Annotated in this window: 16 protein-coding genes; 4 read left to right on the top strand and 12 right to left on the bottom strand. The window is 65.9% G+C overall.

Annotated elements, in window-relative coordinates:
* Positions 1-92: 92 nt before the first annotated feature.
* From hslV to XCSCFBP4642_RS0105440, 7 genes are all read right to left on the bottom strand, one after another.
* A complete protein-coding gene (gene hslV, locus XCSCFBP4642_RS0105470; RefSeq protein WP_026112384.1) occupies positions 93-644 on the bottom strand; it encodes an ATP-dependent protease subunit HslV in 552 nt (183 codons plus the stop codon).
* 301 nt (positions 645-945) lie between these two features.
* Positions 946-1,848, bottom strand: coding sequence for a tyrosine recombinase XerC (xerC, locus tag XCSCFBP4642_RS0105465; RefSeq protein WP_029218910.1), 903 nt, complete (start codon positions 1,846-1,848; stop codon positions 946-948).
* A gap of 75 nt (positions 1,849-1,923) precedes the next feature.
* Positions 1,924-2,595, bottom strand: coding sequence for a DUF484 family protein (locus XCSCFBP4642_RS0105460; protein ID WP_029218909.1), 672 nt, complete (start codon positions 2,593-2,595; stop codon positions 1,924-1,926).
* Positions 2,595-3,446, bottom strand: a complete 852-nt coding sequence (gene dapF, locus XCSCFBP4642_RS0105455) for a diaminopimelate epimerase (RefSeq protein WP_029218908.1) — start codon at positions 3,444-3,446, stop codon at positions 2,595-2,597. Before dapF ends, XCSCFBP4642_RS0105460 begins: the two co-directional genes overlap by 1 nt.
* The gene (gene lptM / locus XCSCFBP4642_RS0105450; protein WP_029218907.1) at positions 3,436-3,684 is read right to left on the bottom strand and encodes an LPS translocon maturation chaperone LptM; all 249 of its coding nucleotides are present in this window, start codon (positions 3,682-3,684) and stop codon (positions 3,436-3,438) included. Before lptM ends, dapF begins: the two co-directional genes overlap by 11 nt.
* A 39-nt stretch (positions 3,685-3,723) precedes the next feature.
* Complete coding sequence (locus XCSCFBP4642_RS0105445; protein WP_029218906.1) at positions 3,724-4,122, bottom strand: YbaN family protein; 399 nt, start codon at positions 4,120-4,122, stop codon at positions 3,724-3,726.
* A gap of 176 nt (positions 4,123-4,298) precedes the next feature.
* A complete protein-coding gene (locus tag XCSCFBP4642_RS0105440) occupies positions 4,299-6,413 on the bottom strand; it encodes a S9 family peptidase (RefSeq protein WP_029218905.1) in 2,115 nt (704 codons plus the stop codon).
* A gap of 111 nt (positions 6,414-6,524) precedes the next feature.
* Between XCSCFBP4642_RS0105440 and XCSCFBP4642_RS0105435 the strand changes: the two genes are divergently transcribed.
* A complete protein-coding gene (locus tag XCSCFBP4642_RS0105435) occupies positions 6,525-7,709 on the top strand; it encodes a pyridoxal phosphate-dependent aminotransferase (RefSeq protein ID WP_029218904.1) in 1,185 nt (394 codons plus the stop codon).
* A 356-nt stretch (positions 7,710-8,065) separates the two neighbouring features.
* On the opposite strand, the gene XCSCFBP4642_RS0105430 is transcribed toward XCSCFBP4642_RS0105435, so the two are convergent.
* Together XCSCFBP4642_RS0105430 and XCSCFBP4642_RS0105425 are read right to left on the bottom strand one after the other, a co-directional pair.
* Positions 8,066-10,159, bottom strand: coding sequence for a prolyl oligopeptidase family serine peptidase (locus XCSCFBP4642_RS0105430; protein ID WP_029218903.1), 2,094 nt, complete (start codon positions 10,157-10,159; stop codon positions 8,066-8,068).
* A gap of 69 nt (positions 10,160-10,228) precedes the next feature.
* Positions 10,229-10,540, bottom strand: coding sequence for a hypothetical protein (locus XCSCFBP4642_RS0105425; protein ID WP_029218902.1), 312 nt, complete (start codon positions 10,538-10,540; stop codon positions 10,229-10,231).
* A 562-nt stretch (positions 10,541-11,102) separates the two neighbouring features.
* On the opposite strand from XCSCFBP4642_RS0105425, the gene XCSCFBP4642_RS0105415 reads away from it, so the two are divergent.
* Both XCSCFBP4642_RS0105415 and XCSCFBP4642_RS0105410 read left to right on the top strand, forming a co-directional pair.
* Complete coding sequence (locus XCSCFBP4642_RS0105415; RefSeq protein WP_029218900.1) at positions 11,103-11,672, top strand: lipocalin family protein; 570 nt, start codon at positions 11,103-11,105, stop codon at positions 11,670-11,672.
* A 12-nt stretch (positions 11,673-11,684) separates the two neighbouring features.
* A complete protein-coding gene (locus tag XCSCFBP4642_RS0105410) occupies positions 11,685-11,987 on the top strand; it encodes a YrhB domain-containing protein (protein WP_033898033.1) in 303 nt (100 codons plus the stop codon).
* A 159-nt stretch (positions 11,988-12,146) separates the two neighbouring features.
* Here the strand turns inward: XCSCFBP4642_RS0105410 and XCSCFBP4642_RS0105405 are convergent, their stop codons facing one another.
* Positions 12,147-13,112 (bottom strand): helix-turn-helix transcriptional regulator, encoded by a 966-nt coding sequence (locus XCSCFBP4642_RS0105405; protein ID WP_029218898.1) that lies wholly within the window; start codon positions 13,110-13,112, stop codon positions 12,147-12,149.
* 276 nt (positions 13,113-13,388) lie between these two features.
* On the opposite strand from XCSCFBP4642_RS0105405, the gene XCSCFBP4642_RS0105400 reads away from it, so the two are divergent.
* Positions 13,389-14,195: a DUF481 domain-containing protein gene (locus XCSCFBP4642_RS0105400; protein WP_029218897.1), complete on the top strand. Its 807-nt coding sequence runs from the start codon at positions 13,389-13,391 to the stop codon at positions 14,193-14,195.
* A 453-nt stretch (positions 14,196-14,648) separates the two neighbouring features.
* Here the strand turns inward: XCSCFBP4642_RS0105400 and hemC are convergent, their stop codons facing one another.
* Positions 14,649-15,566, bottom strand: a complete 918-nt coding sequence (gene hemC, locus XCSCFBP4642_RS0105395; protein WP_029218896.1) for a hydroxymethylbilane synthase — start codon at positions 15,564-15,566, stop codon at positions 14,649-14,651.
* A 30-nt stretch (positions 15,567-15,596) separates the two neighbouring features.
* The gene (locus XCSCFBP4642_RS0105390; RefSeq protein ID WP_029218895.1) at positions 15,597-16,334 is read right to left on the bottom strand and encodes a LytR/AlgR family response regulator transcription factor; all 738 of its coding nucleotides are present in this window, start codon (positions 16,332-16,334) and stop codon (positions 15,597-15,599) included.
* Positions 16,335-16,344 lie beyond the last annotated feature (10 nt).

Here is a 16,344-nt window from a genome sequence, read left to right as displayed (position 1 = left end):
GGAATGGGGAATCGTGGGCGCAAGAATCAAGAGCCTATTGGTTGGAGTGGAGCCGAAACCGCTGTTGCGATTCCCGATTCTCCACTCCCGATTCACAGCTCTTCGACCACCACGTTGCGATTGGTATAGATGCAGATGTCGCCGGCGATGTTGATGGCCTCGGTGGCGATGGTCCTGGCATCCAGCTCGGTGTGCGCCAGCAGGGCGCGTGCGGCCGACAAGGCGTACGAGCCGCCAGAACCAATCGCGATGATGCCGTCTTCCGGTTCGATCACATCACCGGTGCCGCTGATGATCAACGAGGTCTCTTTATCGGCCACCGCCAGCAGGGCTTCGAGCTTGCCCAGGCGGCGTTCGGTGCGCCAATCCTTGGCCAGTTCCACTGCGGCACGGGTCAGCTGGCCATGCTTGTCCAGCTTGGCTTCGAACAACTCGAACAGCGTGAATGCATCGGCCGCAGCGCCTGCGAATCCGGCCAGCACCTGACCCTCGCGGCCAAGCCGGCGCACCTTGCGCGCGTTGCCCTTCATGACCGTGTGGCCAAGGGTGACCTGGCCATCGCCGGCGACGGCGACGTGCCCACCACGCCGCACCGAAATGATGGTGGTGGCGTGAACGATGTTGGGGTTCTGACTGGGGTCCATGGATCCTCCGGGGGGTTTCCAAGGAGGTGGGGACGCCCCTGCCGGGTTCAAGCGCGCTGCGACGAGGCGACGCAGGAGACAGACTTTCGTGAGCCTGCCGCGCGCTTCACTCGATCCGAGACAGGCGACGACGCCCTGCCGACACGCCAGACGACCAACCCCCTCTCTCACGCCGGGAGAGCGGCCTGGAGCCACCTCTCCGAAACCCACCTGTTGTCACCGCTCCCATCAACGACAGCAACTCATCCGGCTGCATCAGCCAATCATGCAACGCTGCGGGTAACGTTGCTCGCACGCACGCTCACTCGACCGCCTTCTTGCGCTTGGCGCGCGGGTGCGCAGCGTCGTAGACCTTGGCCAGGTGCTGGAAATCCAGGTGTGTGTAGATCTGCGTGGTGGCGATATCGGAATGACCGAGCAACTCCTGCACGCCGCGCAGATCGCCGGAGGATTCGAGGATGTGGCTGGCAAAACTGTGCCGCAACATATGCGGGTGCACGTCCTTGAACATGCCTTGGCGCACGGCCAATTGCTTGATGCGGATCTGCACCGCACGCTGCGAAATCGCACCGCCGGCACGCCCGGGGAAGACATGCGTTTCGGCCCGCCCGCCGCTGTCGCGCTGCCACTGCCGCAAGGCCGCAATCGCATGCGAGCCCACCGGCACCAGGCGCTGTTTGCCGCCCTTGCCCAGCACCATCACCAATCCACTGGCCAGATCCAGATCGCGCCAGCGCAACGCGCAGATTTCGCTCAGGCGCAGCCCCGACGAATAAAACAGTTCCAGCAATGCGCGATCGCGCAACCCCAGCGGCGCATCGGTCGGCACTTCGACCAGGCGCACGGCCTCGTCGGCATCGAGCACCTGCGGCAGCTTGCGCGGCGCCTTGGGCGCTCGCAACGCCGCGGCAGGACTGACCGCAATGCGGCCATGCTTGAGCAACCAGGCGTAATAGCTGCGGCAGGCAGACAGACGTCGCTGCAGGCTCTTTGCGGACAGACCGCGTCGATGTTCGTCGGCGACAAACTGGCGCAGGTGCGCGCTGTCCAGCTGCACGACATCCAGCGGTGCGGCGGCATCTTTGGCCTGCTCGGCCACCCAGCTCAGCAGGGCGCCTAGATCGCGCCGATACGCGTCCAGCGTGTGGGCCGAGACCTGCCGCTCGACCTGCAGATACGCCAGGAAATCCTCCACCGACGACATGTCACCTGTCCCGCGGTCGCGGCGCCACTGCAACGCTGCGCTGCAACGCGCCGATCCGTTGCCACACCACCGCCATCACGCGTCGAAGCGCTGCAGCGCCACGCTCAGCGACTCGCCCATCATGCGCAGGAACAAGGTCCCCATGCCGGGATAGAAGCGGTTGGCGTCGTGGCTGCCGACCGCGATCAGGCCGATGCCAGGTAGCGCCAGCAAGGCAGTGGACTGCACCTCGCCGGCCTGCTCGCCGTACAGCAGCGCGTGCTTGTCGGCCTGCAGGCGGCCGCAGATCGGCTCACCGTCGCTCAGGCAGTCGCGGAAGGGCGCCAGGCGTGCATCGTCGGCAGCCATGGTCTGCAGCCAGTCGGCTTGCAGACCAGCCACCGGCGTCAGCAGCACCAGCCGCACCAGATCGCCGTTGAAATCTTCCGCCAGCGAAGCGGCCGTGGCCTTCAGCGTGTCGGCCGCAGTACGTTGGCGCAGCAGCGCCAGCGTCAGCTGATGGGTGCGCACCGCCAGCCGCTCGTTGACCTGGGCATTGCTGCCCAGCTCGTGCAGCCGCCGCGCCAGCTCGCGGTTCTTGTCGCGCAACACTTCCAACTGGTAGGTCGCCAGCGAGGCGGTGGGGCCATCGTCACGCGGCACCAGCAGGCTGACCGCCAGATCCGGAAACTGCTTGAGGAAGGTGGGATGACGACGCAACCATGTCGCCACATCGTGCGCGCCCAGCTTGTCGGTGGTGTCGCTCATCAGATCCATTCTCCATCGAAGACGAACACGGCCGGACCGGACATCACCACGTCCTGCCCGTCGCCGGGCCAGCGGATCCGCAGCTCACCGCCCGGCAGCGACACGCGAACATCGCGCTCCACGCGGCGGCGCTGCATCAGCACCGCCGCCGCCGCGCAGGCACCGCTGCCGCAGGCCAGCGTCTCGCCGACACCGCGCTCGAACACGCGCAAATGGAGATGCGCAGGGTCCACGACCTGGGCAAAGCCCACGTTGACCGAATCGGGGAACGCGGCGTTCTGTTGCAACAGGCTGCCCACACGTTCCACCGGCGCGGCCTCCACGCGACCAACCTCCAGCACGGCGTGCGGATTACCCATCGACACTGCGCCAAAGCGCACCGTCTCGCCGTGCACCGGCAGCGCGTATTCCTCGCGCGCATGCGCAAAGCCGGCCAGCGGAATCTGCGCTGGTTCGAATTGCGGCACGCCCATCGCCACTGCGTAAGTATCCGCGCCCACCCGCTCAACCGCATGCGCGGTGACCGGACTGTCGATGATGAAGCGATCGCCTTGCGCAGTGCCATCGCGCACCAGCCAGGCCGCGACGCAGCGCGCGCCGTTGCCGCACTGGCGGGCCGCCGAACCATCGGAATTCCAGATGCCGTAGGCGGCCACGGCGCCATCGCTGCGCGGGGCTTCGATGGTCAGGATCTGATCGCAGCCCACGCCGACATGCCGGTCGGCCAGGCGGGCGGCCAGTGCGGCATCCGGCGGCGGCGAGCCGTCGCGCAGGTCCAGCACCACGAAATCGTTGCCGGCACCATGCATTTTGGTGAAACGCAGGCGCCCGGTGCGGCCGTCAGCGCTCATTGCCGCTGCTAGCGGGCTGGTCGGTGGTGGAGGCTGGCGGCGTATCGGTCTGCACCGGCGGGGGCGTGGACTCGTCCAGCGGTTGCGGTGCATCCGGCGGCTGCGGCACGGGCTGGGCTTCCACCGGCACCGGCTTCTGCGGCATCACCAGCGGGCCCTTGTTGCCGCAGCCGGCAAGCAGGACAAAGGTCGCACCAACCAGTGCGAGACGAACGGAAGGTCGGGACATGAGGCTCATGGCCCCGAGTATAGCCAGAACACCCTGACTGCCGTGCGCTCAGTGCGGCGCGGGCAGCGTGCGCGGCGGCGGCTCCGGACGCAACCACAACCAGATCGCCACCACCGCCATGCTGCCGATCGACAGGCACTTCACCCACAGCACCGGCACGCACCACAGCATGATGCCGGCACAGATGGTCATGGTCAGCGTGGCCATCCACTTGGCCTTGCGACTGACTGCCCGATAGGTCTGCCATTCCACGATGGCGGGGCCAAAGCGCGGGTGCGACAACAACCAGCGATGCAGGCGTTCGGACCCGCGCGAGGCGGCCCAGGCCGAGATCAGGATGAACACGGTGGTCGGCAAGCCGGGCACGAAGATTCCAACAATGCCGGTCGCCAGGCTGGCATACGCCAGCAACCACCAGGCCCAGCGAAATCGGTTCGGTTGCGTCATGCGCAAATGATACGGCCAGCAGGCGCCGAGATGTCTGGGCATCCTCCTTCTCCCACCCGTACATTGTCCTCCTTCACGGCGGAGAAGGCGCCCGAAGAGCGGATGAGGCGACGCCTGCATGCAGGGATGAGAGACCTGCCCTTACCAATCCCCAATCCCAACTCCCGACCCTTGAGCTACTTGCCCCCCAGCTGATCCAGCACAAAGGCGTACGACTCGGCCAGCTCGCGATAGCGCCGGAACCGGCCGGATTTGCCGCCGTGCCCGGCTTCCATGTTGGTGCGGAACACAATCGGATACTTGCCGGTGTTGTCGTCACGCAGCCTGGCCACCCACTTGGCCGGCTCCCAGTACTGCACCTGCGAATCCCACAGGCCGGTGCCGACGAACATCGCCGGATACGCCTGCTTGCGCACGTTGTCGTACGGCGAGTACGACAGCATGTAGTCGTAATGGTCCTTGTTTTCCGGGTTGCCCCACTCGTCGTATTCGTTGGTGGTCAGCGGAATGCTGGCATCCAGCATGGTGGTGACCACATCCACGAATGGCACCTGCGCCACCAGCACGCGGTAGTCCTGCGGCGCCATGTTGGCCACCGCGCCCATCAACAGGCCACCGGCGCTGCCGCCAGAGGCCGCCACGCGGTCCTTGAAGGCATAGCCCTGTGCCACCAGGCCACGGGTGACATCGACGAAATCGGTGAAGGTGTTTGTCTTGTGCAGCAGCCTGCCGTCGTCGTACCACTGGCGGCCCATTTCCTGGCCGCCGCGGATGTGCGCGATGGCATACACCACGCCACGGTCCAGCAGGCTGATGGCGGGCAGGTTGAACGCGGGATCCATCGACATGCCATAGCTGCCGTAGGCGTACTGGAACAGCGCCGCCGAGCCATCCTTCCTGAAGTCCTGCCTGTACACCAGCGACACCGGCACCTTGACCCCGTCGCGGGCGGTCACCCACACCCGCTCGGTGACGTACTCGGTGGGGTCGTAGCCGATCACAGGCTGCTGCTTGAGCGTTTTGCGTTCGCCGGTCCGGGTGTTGAGCTCGTAGGTGGTCGCCGGTGTCGTCAAGGAGGTGTAGCTGTAGCGCAGCCACGGCGTCTGCGGCTCGGCGTTGACCGACAGCCCCATCGAATATGCCGGCTCATCGGCCTTGACGTACTCATGGCTGCCATCGCGCTTGAGCAGACGCACGCGCTCCAGCCCGCCGGAGCGTTCTTCGATGGCGGTCAATCCGTCGAACAGCTCGAAATTCTCGATGTACACGCTGTCACCGTGCGCGACCCAATCGGTCCACCGCTTGCGGGTAGTCGCATCGGTCGGCGCGGTCACCAGCTTGAAGTTCTTGGCGCCGTCGGCATTGGTGCGGATCACCCAGCGGCCATCGAAATGGTCGGCGTGGTATTCCACGTCGCGCTCGCGCATGGCCAGCACATTGAATCTGTCAGGCTTGGCGGCGGAGGTATAACGGGTCTCCGAGGACACCGTGCTTTCCACGCCGATGGTGATGTACTTGTCGTCGCGGGTGCGCCCCACGCCCATGTAGAAGCTATCGTCCTTTTCTTCGTACACCAGCACGTCATCCTTGGAAGGCGTGCCGAGCACGTGCTTTTTCACGCGCACGGTGAGCAGCGTTTCCGGATCGTTTTCGACATAGAACAGCGTCTTGTTGTCGTCGGCCCAGACCATGTTCGGAGACACGCCTTCCAGCGTGTCGGGATAGAGTTCGCCGGTCTCCAGGTTCTTGAAGCGGATCGTGTACTGGCGGCGGCCGATCGCATCGTCGGCCCAGGCCAGGATGCAGTTGTCCTGACTGACCTGCGCCTCACCGACGCTGAAATACTCCTTGCCCTGTGCCATCTGGTTGACGTCCAGCAGGATCTGTTCCGGCGCCTCCATGCTGCCTTTGCGGCGTGCCTGGATCGGATAGTCCTTGCCGGCTTCGAAGCGGGTGTAATACCAATAGCCGCGCTCGCGGTATGGCACGCTGGCGTCGTCCTGCTTGATACGCCCCACGATCTCGGTATACAGCGTGTCCTCCAGCGGCTTGAGCGGCGCCATTACCTGGTTGGTGTAGGTGTTCTCGGCATTGAGATAAGCCAGCATCGCCTTGTCTTCGCGCTTGTCGTCGCGCAGCCAGTAGTAGTCGTCGTTGCGGGTGGCACCGAACGGCGCCTTGACCACATGCGGATGCTTGGCGACGTCCGGCGGCGTTGGGAGAGCGGCAAAGGCGGAGGAGGCGGATGTGGTCATCAGGCTGGCGATCAACAAGGTCAGGACAGGCTTCATCAGATTGGGGTGCGCTGGATGAACGCAATACCATTCCAGCGTCCGCGTGTGGAAGAGCCCATCGCCGAGCGTCCTGTGTGTCCTAGGTCATGCTGGTCTATCATCGTCTTGATGGATTCCACGCTTTCGCCCCTCAGCGGCTATAGCCGCCGCAGCCAGGACATCGCCCCGTTCCATGTCATGTCGCTGTTGGCGCGCGCCAATGCGCTGGAACAGGCCGGGCATGATGTGATCCACCTGGAAATCGGCGAACCCGACTTCACCACCGCCGCGCCGATCGTGGCGGCCGGGCAAGCCGCCCTGGCCGCCGGCCACACCCGCTACACCGCTGCGCGCGGGCTGCCTGCACTGCGCGAGGCCATCGCCGGTTTTTATGCGCAGCGTTATGGCTGCAGCCTGGATCCGGAGCGGATCCTGATCACCCCGGGCGGCTCCGGCGCGCTGCTACTGGTCAGCAGCCTGCTGGTGGACCCAGGCAGGCACTGGCTACTGGCCGACCCCGGGTATCCATGCAACCGCCATTTTCTGCGCCTGGTCGAAGGCGCCGCGCAGCTGGTGCCGGTCGGGCCGGACAGCGATTACCAGCTGACCCCGGCACGGGTGGACGCGTACTGGAACACCGACAGCGTCGGCGCGCTGGTCGCCTCGCCGGCCAATCCCACCGGCAGCGTGTTGTCGCGCGAACAACTGGCTGGGCTGTCCCATGCGTTGCAGGCCCGCGGCGGGCATCTGGTGGTGGATGAGATCTATCACGGCCTGACCTATGGCCTGGACGCGCACAGCGTGCTGGAAGTGGACGACAGCGCCTTCGTGCTGAACAGTTTTTCCAAGTACTTCGGCATGACCGGTTGGCGGCTGGGCTGGCTGATCGCGCCGCCGGACGCGGTGCCCGAGCTGGAGAAGCTGGCACAGAATCTCTACATCAGTGCCTCCACCATTGCGCAACACGCCGCACTGGCCTGCTTCACGCCCGAGAGCATTGCCATCTTCGAAGCACGCCGCGCCGAATTCCAGCAGCGCCGCGACTATCTGCTGCCGGCGCTGCGCCAGCTGGGTTTCGACATTGCCGTCGAACCGCAAGGCGCGTTCTACCTCTACGCCGACATCAGTACGTTCTCCAATGATGCCCAGGCGTTCTGCGCGCATTTCCTGGAAACCGAGCATGTCGCCTTCACCCCCGGCATCGACTTCGGCCACCACCGCGCCAACCAGCACGTCCGCATCGCCTATACGCAGAGCCTGCCGCGTCTTGAGCAGGCAGTGGAGCGGATTGCGCGTGGTTTGCAACGTCTTTGATCGAACCAGCGCCAGTGCGCACGGCGCATCTCGTCGAGCAGCGCCTGGACGTGGCCGCAGATTCACTGCCTCGATGTAAACAGCCGTGACTGCGATTTGCTGCTGCTTTTGCACTACTGCTTGTGGGCTTGCCTCGCCCTGAAGCGAACCAAGCGCCGCAGCCACGCATGGCTGCATGGGCACCCTGCTGGGCGTAGCCAGTGGCGTGCGCACGTATCCTCATCCGCCCTTCGGGCACCTTCTCCCGATGGGAGAAGGAAGTAACAAAAAAGCCCTGGACATTCGGCCCAGGGCTTTTTTCAACGCAGCACATGATCAAGACAACTCGAACTGCGGAGTTGCCTTGAGTCGACAACTCAATCCGCCAGCCGCTCCCACAGGAAGCTGTAGGCCAGCGCCGCCATGTGCGCGGCCTGTGCGTTGTTGGCCGCGCCGCCGTGGCCGCCTTCGATGTTCTCGTAGTAGGTCACGTCCTTGCCGGCCTCGATCATCTTGGCTGCCATCTTGCGGGCGTGGCCAGGATGCACGCGGTCATCGCGCGTGGAAGTCAGGAAGATCACCGGCGGGTAGGTCTTCTTCGGGTCGAACAGGTGGTACGGCGAGAAGGTCTGGATGAAGTTCCAGTCGTCGGTGTCCGGGTTGCCGTACTCGGCCATCCACGAGGCGCCTGCCAGCAGATGGCTGTAACGCTTCATGTCCAGCAGCGGCACCTGCACCACCACCGCACCGAACAGGTCCGGGTACTGGGTCAGCATGTTGCCGGTCATCAGGCCACCGTTGCTGCCGCCCTGCACACCCAGGTGCCTGGTCGAGGTGATCTTGCGTGCGACCAGATCCCTGGCCACCGCAGCCATGTCTTCGTAGGCCTTGTGGCGATTCTGCTTGAGGGCGGCCTGGTGCCAGCGCGGGCCGTACTCGCCACCGCCGCGGATGTTGGCCACCACGTACACGCCACCCTTTTCCAGCCACGAGCGGCCCAGGGCGCCGGAGTAGTTTGGCGTCATCGAGATCTCGAAACCGCCGTAGCCGTACAGCAGCGTCGGCGCGCTGCCATCGCGCTTGAGCGCCTTCGGGCGGACCAGGAAATACGGCACGCGGGTGCCGTCCTTGCTGGTGGCGAAGTGCTGCTCGATGGTGTCTCTGCCGGCGTCGAAGAATGCCGGCATGGTCTTGAGCGGCTGCGGCGCGCTGCCCACATCCACCCACGACAGCGTGGTCGGAGTCAGGTAATCGGTGACGGTCAGCCACAACGCCTCGCTGTCGTCGCTGTCCACGGCACCGACGTCCACGGTGCCGAAGGACGGCGCACCGACGAAGGCGCTCCTGGTCCAGCCATCCTGCGTCGGAGTGACCACGCTCAGGCGATTCTTGACGTCGTCCAGCACGTTCAACACCAGGCGCGACTTGGTCCATGCCACGCCGGCCAGCGAGGTAGTGTCGGTGGGTTCGAACAGCACCTGGATGTTGCGCTTGCCGACCATGAAGTCGTCAAAGCGCGTCGCCAGCAGCGAGCCGGGCTTGTAGGTTTTGCCACCCACCGTCCACGGCTCGCGCAGCTCCAGGGTCAGCCATTGCCGCTTGACCGTCTTGCTGGCGGAATTGGGCACGTCCACCTTGGTCAGCTTGCCGTCGGCGCCCTTCAGATACAGCTCGTCGTTGTAGAAGGCCAGGGTGCGACTGACGAAATCACGCTCGAATCCAGGCGTGTCGTCGTGCATCGCGGCGATGTACATGTCGGTCGGCTTGCCTTCGTACACCACCGCAGCGGCGCTGAGCGGGGTGCCGCGCTTCCACTGCTTGGCGATCCGCGGGTAGCCGGAGGTGGTCATCGCGCCTGGGCCGAAATCGGTGAACACGTAAACGGTGTCCTGGTCGATCCAGCCCAGCCCCCCCTTGGACTCGGGACGGAAGAAACCGTCCTTGACCCATTGCTTGCTGCCCAGGTCGAACTCGCGGGTGACATCGGCGTCGGCACCACCGCGCGAGAGCGCGATCAGGCAGCGCTGATACGCCGGGCGCAGGCAGTCGGCGCCATGCCAGACCCAGTTCTCGCCTTCGGCCTTGTTGAGCGCATCCAGATCGAGCACCGTTTCCCACTTGGGCGCCGGCTTGCGGTATTCGTCCAGCGTGGTGCGCCGCCACAGGCCGCGCTCGTGCTGCTTGTCCTTCCAGAAGTTGTAATAGAACGCGCCGATCTTCTGCACGACGGGAATCTTCGCGTCCGAATCCAGCACTTCGCGGATGCTGGTTTCCATCTGCTTGAACGCCGGGGTGACGGCCAGCCGCGCCTCGGTCTTGGCATTCTGGGCCTTGACCCAGTCCAGCGACTTGGCGCCGGAGACATCTTCCAGCCAGGCGTAGGGATCGTTGGACACGGCGGTTTCCTCTGCAGAGACGGCGCCAGCGGTGACCAGGCCGGCAACCAGGCAGATCGAGGCGAACTTGGGCATGTAATTTTCCGGAAAAACCAATGCCGGAAAACCTAACACAGCGCTTCGCCCGCGCTCCCCTGCCGAAGGTCAGGCCGCCCGCGCCGGTGTCGCTGCCCGCGAAGTCACCCGTCGGCGCTGCGCCTGCGGCCCGCGCCGGCGCGGCACCGCGCGGCGCACGCCCGGGCGTGCCAGGGTGGGTAACGCAAACCGGTACAGGCTCCACCAGGCCAGCATCGGCATGCCGACCAGCCATAGCGGCAGCCACCCGATCCATTCGCTATGGCCGCGGGCGGCCGGCCAGACCAGCACCAGCGCAAGCCCGGCCAGGGCGACCTGCCGGACCGGGCGCAGCACGCGCGGATCGGGGCGTTCGGAACGAGGAGAAGAACGATGCGACATGGCGGCACTCCGTGGCTGGAAGGTCAGGACAGGCCGGCAGGATTGCCTGCGCCCATCTCACCGATTGCGACCTTGACGCCGGGACGGCGGCAGCGCGCACTGTCGCCGCGGCGCAAGGTCCGCTGGAGAGCGTCTGGCTGCTCACTGCCTTGCAGGACGTGACCCGTGGCCACAAGCGGCGACCGTCGCAGCAGGCGATGGATCTGCGACGCCGCGTCTGCGCAACGCTCGGCCGACGCCAGCGGCCAGGGCATGCCGTTCCAACGCCTCGCATGCGCACCGCCCCCCCGGCCGGGGACACGCGGCGTGTGGATACACCGGCGCGGCGGCGAGATCCATGCGGCCCGCACGGCACCACAACGGCTTCACTCAGGCGGCCGAACACGTGCCGCCCGCCCGGCGCGCGGCACTGGCGGGGCCAGATCGTCACCCGTCGCACGCCGCGGCCGGCAGTGATCGGCCGCAGACACCGCTGGCGCACACGCCAGACCCGACCGTTGACGCGAACTTGCCCCCTGCATGCGGTAGTGTGCTGCACCTATTGCCCCTTTGTGATGTTGCGATGCGCCTGACCGTTACGATCGCCCTCGCTGTCCTGCTCGTCCTCGGCCTGCCGATGGCGCATGCCAAGGACGCATCCACCACCGAGCCGGCGATCGATCTGTCCAAGATCATGGGCACCTGGTATGTGATCGCCCGCATGCCCAACCCGGTCGAGCGCGGCCACGTCACCAGCCGCGACGAATACACCCTGGTGGAAGATGGCAAGGTCGCCGTGCGCTATCTGTACCGCGACGGCTTTGGCGAGCCGGAAAAGGAAGTCAACGCACGTGCGTCGGTGGATGCGGACAGTGGCAACCGCGACTGGCGCGTGTGGTTCTACAAGGTGATCCCGGCCAAGCAGCGCATCCTGGAAATTGCCCCGGATGGTTCCTGGATGCTGATCTCCTACCCCGGCCGCGACCTGGCCTGGATCTTCGCGCGCAAGCCGGACATGAGCCGCGAGCAGTACCGCACCCTGGTCAGCAAGATGCGCGACGACTACGCCATCTACACCGACAAGCTCAAGCGCGTGCCGCAGTTGCGCGAGCAGGTGGACCGCTTGGGATTTGAAGTGCCGAACAAGCGTTAGCCTTCAGTTGCCATGATCACTAAGGAGCAAGCGCATGCACTCGTCACTGCTCAAATCGCAGATAGCGAAGGGGGCGTTTCGGACGCAGAGGCACTGGTCGTGCTGGAAGGCCGGACCATCGAGCGGCCCTGGGGCTGGGTTTTCTTCTACACCTCTCGCAAGTGGCACGAGACCGGCGATTTTCGGTACGCCATCGCGGGGAATGCCCCATACATCGTTGAGCGGCAGAGCGGCAAGATCCTCGCCACTGGCACAGCGCTGCCCGCTGAGCACTACATTGAAGCCTACGAACGGACAGGTAGCCCGCACGGCTGACAATTGGTCCAAGCCGACGCCGCTTCGCAATTCGGCTCAATTCAGGCCTTGAGCGTCATTGACCGCATCTGCACGCACTAGGCCGGGTGCGTCTTGCGGACGCTTGCGCGCGCCTGCGTCAACTGCAGCCCTGCCAAACGCCTCGACTGTCCAACACGCTCAGTCGTAATTGCTCAATGCCAGCGACAACAACGCCTTGGCCTGTTCGCGCAGCGAGATGGGCTCGACGATTTCCGCGTCCGAGCCATAGTGCAGCACGTCCATCAGCAACTCGCGCGAGTTGCTGTACGGCAATTTGAGCTCGTAACGGCCATCAGGTAGAAAGCGGCCCTGCTGCTTGGAATGCCAATGTTCGTCGGCCACCCAGCGCGCGGCCTTGGCACTGAACACGATGGTTGCCCAGCCCTTGGGCGCACCGGAAAAGATGCCGTAGCTGGCGGCGAGCTGTTCGTCCAGCTCGCTGTCGGGCACATCGCGCGGCGCCGCATCGAGCAGGCGCGCGTGGTTGATGCGGTCCACCGCGAAGCTGCGCACACCGTCGCGACCATGGTCCCAGGCATCCAGGTACCAGTTGTCGCGGTAGTGGGTGATGCGCTGCGGCGAAACGGTGCGCTTGGTGGATTCGTCGGTGGAACGGGCGCGATAATCGAAGCTCAGCTGCTTGCGCTCCAGCACCCCGGAGGCCACGGTGCGGAAACTGGCTTCGTCCAGCTTGCGGCCGCGGTGCGGGATCACTCGTACCCGGTCCACCGGCCACTGCGACACCCCGGCCTGCGCGGCCAGCAGTCCTTCGATGCGCTGCTGCAACGGCGCCAGCATCGAGGACAGCACCCCGCCGCCGGTGCGCGCGAGCAGTTGCTGCGAGGCCAGCAGCGCGTGCAGCTCTTCGGAACTCAGCCACAGGCCGGGCAGTTCAAAACGATCGCTCTCGCCGGACAGGTAGCGGAAGCCGGATTCGCCGTCGCCTTCCACCGGCGCCATCAGCGCATCGCGCAGAAACGCCAGGTCGCGGTACACGGTGGCACGGGAACAGCTCAGCTCATCCTGCAGCCGCGCCACCGTGACCGGATAGCGTGCCGATTTGAGCAAGCGATGCAGGGAGTTGATGCGTTCATAGCGGTCCATGCGCCGATTATGTCCGGTTCTTCGCGCGACGGGGTGAGCGTGCGCACTGCGCCCCGCTTGCGGGCGCCAAGCCAGCGCCCCGGCTGCACAGCGCGCGATGCTGCAAGCGATGCTGACATGCCACTCCCTACCGGACGCAACCGCATGGAACCGGGGCAGCGCCCGAACCGTCAATGAAGCGTGGCGTTCACCTGGTCATGACGGAGCGCACAGTCCGTTATCATGAAATCGCTTTCACCCAATGCCCTCCCCGCCCCGTCCTCAAGCGAGCTGCCCATGTCCCGCCGTGCCCCGTCGTCCGCCCTGTTGCCGTTGCTGTTGATCACGCCCGCCGTGTGGGCCCAGTCGATCACGGTCGCGCCGACACCGGTTGACCCTGCCGCTGCGCTGATGCCCTCACCTTGGAGCGGCAGCAGCGGCGAACTGGGGTATGCCTCGGCGAACGGCAACAGCACCACCGACAGCCTCAATGGCCGCGTCCGCCTGCGCTACACCGATGGCGACTGGATCCACAGCCTGGACGCCACCGCGCTGCGTTCGAGCTCCGAATACACCAACACCAACGACGACGGCAGCACCACGCGCGAGCGCCAGACCACCGCCGAGCGCTACACCGGCAGCGCCGGCAGCGCGTTGCAGTTGGGCGAACACCGCCAGCTCACCGCCACCGGCCGATACGAACACGACGACTTCGCCACCTACGACCGGCTGGCCACCATCGGTATCGGTTATGGCACGCGCCTGATCGATGCCGACCGCTTCTACCTGGATGCGCAGATCGGCCCGGGTATCCGGCGCGCGCACAACAGCGACGAGGACCGTAACGAGACCGGGCTGATCGGGCGCGGGCTGTTCGACCTCAAGTACACCGTCACCGACAACACCGACCTGATCAACACGCTGCTGGTGGAATCGGGCGAATACAACACCTACGCGCAGAACGATTTCGGCGTGCAGGTCAGCATGAACTCGCATTTCGCCTTGAAGGCCGCCTGGCAGATGCGTCACAACAGCGATGTCAGCGACGGCGACAAGAAGACCGATACCCTGACCACGGTCAATCTGGTCTACACCTTCAAGTAAGCGCCCGCATTCGCGTGCAAGGCAGCGCGCTGGCCGCGAGGGATTTTCGTGTAGGAGCGGCCCTGGCCGCGAGGGCTTTCCCGGGAAAGCCCGTCGCGGCCAGGGCCGCTCCTACGACAAGCGGGCATTGCGCATCGCGCGGACACAGGAAAACCACCGCGCAGACCACGGCCAGGCCGGTCGATAAGATTCCAGTAGATGTCCACGCTCGCCCCGTATCACCGGCTTGGCAGCCAGCGCCGCCTTCTCCCTAAAGCGGATCCAACCGCAACGACTTGCCCGGAACTGGCCGCGAGAGGTTCCCACGTAGGGAGCGGCCCTGGCCGCGAGGGCTTTCCCGTGGAGGCGCGGATCCTGCCGCGAGAGCGTTATCGGTAAAGCCCCTCGCGGCCAGGGCCGCTCCTACGAAGAGCCGGCACGCGCGCGGCCAGGCGCGCTGTTCCAGGCCCGGCGTTACAGCTCGGCCAGCAGCTGCGCAGCGCCCTTGTCGAACAACCCCTGCGCGACACGCTGGCCGAGTGCGTCGGCGTCATCGGCGCTGCCGTGCGCCTCGGCGTGGATCAGACGCCCATCGCTGGCGCTGCCGACCATGCCCTGCAGGAACAGGCCCTGCTGCCCTTCCCACCGCGCGAACGCCGCCACCGGCACGTGGCAGCTGCCGTGCAGCGCGCGATTCATCGCCCGCTCGGCTTCCACACAGACGCGGGTGGTGGGCGCGTCCAGCACCGCCAGCAGGGCGTGGATGCGTGCATCGTCGCCGCGGCATTCCACCGCCACCGCGCCCTGCGCCGGTGCCGGCAGCCACGCCGGCGCGTCCAGCCGTGCGCTGATGCGTGCGTCCAGGCCAAGCCGCTGCAGGCCGACGCAGGCCAGCACGATGGCGTCGTAACCGCCGTTGTCGAGCTTGGCCAGGCGGGTGTTGACGTTGCCGCGCAGGTCGATCAATTCCAGGTCAGGGCGCGCAGCACGCAGCTGCGCCTGCCGCCGCAACGACGAAGTACCCACGCGTGCGCCCAGCGGCAACGCCTGCAGGCTGGCGTAGAGGTTGGAGACCAGCGCATCGGCGGCATCGCCACGGGCCAGGATGGCCGGCAGCACGAAGGGCGCGTCCAGTTCCATCGGCACGTCCTTGAGCGAATGCACGGCGCAATCGGCCTGGCCGCGCAACATCGCCAGCTCCAGCTCCTTCAGGAACAAGCCCTTGCCGCCGATCGCGGCGAGCGAGCGGTCCAGCACTTCGTCGCCGCGGGTACTCATCGGCACCAGCACCACCTCCAGTCCGGGATGGTGCTGACGCAGCACGGCGGCGACGTGTTCGCTCTGCCAGAGGGCGAGCGGGCTTTTACGGGTGGCGATACGGAGCGTGGTCATGCCGGCATTATCGCGGAGCCGGCGCGGAACTCACAGCTGACGTAATTGATCGCGCAGGCTGGCGACGCAGCGACGGCTCACTTCCAGGGTCTGCGGCACGTTGCGCAGCACCGCATGCACCTGGCCATCGCCGCTGCGGCGCAGCTCCACCAGTTCGTCGCGGGCCACCAGGCAATTGCGATGGATACGCACCAGGCGGTCGGAGAATTCGTCTTCCAGCGACTTGAGCGACTCTTCGATCAGGTCCTCGCCACGGGTGTGGTGGACGATGACGTACTTCTCTTCGGCCTGCAGATAGTGGATATCGCCGATGGCGATCAGCCGCAGGCTGCCGCGCAGGCGCGCGCACAGATGGGTGCGCAGCGGTGCCGGCGCGGCGCTGGGCACGCGCCCGGCCAGGAAGGTGGCCACGCGCTCCAGCGCGGCGGCCAGGCGTTCCGGGCGCACCGGTTTCATCAGATAGTCCAGCGCGGCGGCATCGAAGGCCGATAGCGCGTGCTGGTCGTAGGCGGTGCAGAACACCACCGCTGGCTGCGGCTGGCACTGGCGCAGCAGTCGCGCGGTTTCCAGGCCGTCCACGCCGGGCATGGCGATATCCAGCAGCACCAGGTCCGGATGCCACTGCTCGCATTGCTGCAGCACCTGCTGGCCGTTCTCGGCCTCGCCGATCACCTGCACCTGTGGATGCTCGGCCAGCAGCATGCGCAGGCGCTCGCGCGCCAGTGGCTCGTCATCGGCGATCAACACCCGCACTTGCGTGGCCGTCATGGACATCCCC

The organism is Xanthomonas cassavae CFBP 4642, assembly GCF_000454545.1.
Taxonomy (GTDB): domain Bacteria; phylum Pseudomonadota; class Gammaproteobacteria; order Xanthomonadales; family Xanthomonadaceae; genus Xanthomonas; species Xanthomonas cassavae.
Note: the sequence above shows the minus strand (reverse complement) of the source record. Positions and strands in the feature narration are given on the sequence as shown.

Bases quoted from the DNA above. Each gene is read 5' to 3' on its own strand.
- lptM (WP_029218907.1), bottom strand. From the start codon at position 3,684: ATGAGCCTCATGTCCCGACCTTCCGTTCGTCTCGCACTGGTTGGTGCG.
- dapF (WP_029218908.1), bottom strand. From the start codon at position 3,446: ATGAGCGCTGACGGCCGCACCGGGCGCCTGCGTTTCACCAAAATGCAT.
- XCSCFBP4642_RS0105400 (WP_029218897.1), top strand. From the start codon at position 13,389: ATGTCCCGCCGTGCCCCGTCGTCCGCCCTGTTGCCGTTGCTGTTGATC.
- XCSCFBP4642_RS0105440 (WP_029218905.1), bottom strand. From the start codon at position 6,413: ATGAAGCCTGTCCTGACCTTGTTGATCGCCAGCCTGATGACCACATCC.
- XCSCFBP4642_RS0105445 (WP_029218906.1), bottom strand. From the start codon at position 4,122: ATGACGCAACCGAACCGATTTCGCTGGGCCTGGTGGTTGCTGGCGTAT.
- XCSCFBP4642_RS0105460 (WP_029218909.1), bottom strand. From the start codon at position 2,595: ATGAGCGACACCACCGACAAGCTGGGCGCGCACGATGTGGCGACATGG.
- XCSCFBP4642_RS0105415 (WP_029218900.1), top strand. From the start codon at position 11,103: ATGCGCCTGACCGTTACGATCGCCCTCGCTGTCCTGCTCGTCCTCGGC.
- XCSCFBP4642_RS0105390 (WP_029218895.1), bottom strand. From the start codon at position 16,334: ATGACGGCCACGCAAGTGCGGGTGTTGATCGCCGATGACGAGCCACTG.
- XCSCFBP4642_RS0105435 (WP_029218904.1), top strand. From the start codon at position 6,525: ATGGATTCCACGCTTTCGCCCCTCAGCGGCTATAGCCGCCGCAGCCAG.
- hemC (WP_029218896.1), bottom strand. From the start codon at position 15,566: ATGACCACGCTCCGTATCGCCACCCGTAAAAGCCCGCTCGCCCTCTGG.
- XCSCFBP4642_RS0105430 (WP_029218903.1), bottom strand. From the start codon at position 10,159: ATGCCCAAGTTCGCCTCGATCTGCCTGGTTGCCGGCCTGGTCACCGCT.
- xerC (WP_029218910.1), bottom strand. From the start codon at position 1,848: ATGTCGTCGGTGGAGGATTTCCTGGCGTATCTGCAGGTCGAGCGGCAG.
- XCSCFBP4642_RS0105410 (WP_033898033.1), top strand. From the start codon at position 11,685: ATGATCACTAAGGAGCAAGCGCATGCACTCGTCACTGCTCAAATCGCA.
- XCSCFBP4642_RS0105405 (WP_029218898.1), bottom strand. From the start codon at position 13,112: ATGGACCGCTATGAACGCATCAACTCCCTGCATCGCTTGCTCAAATCG.
- XCSCFBP4642_RS0105425 (WP_029218902.1), bottom strand. From the start codon at position 10,540: ATGTCGCATCGTTCTTCTCCTCGTTCCGAACGCCCCGATCCGCGCGTG.
- hslV (WP_026112384.1), bottom strand. From the start codon at position 644: ATGGACCCCAGTCAGAACCCCAACATCGTTCACGCCACCACCATCATT.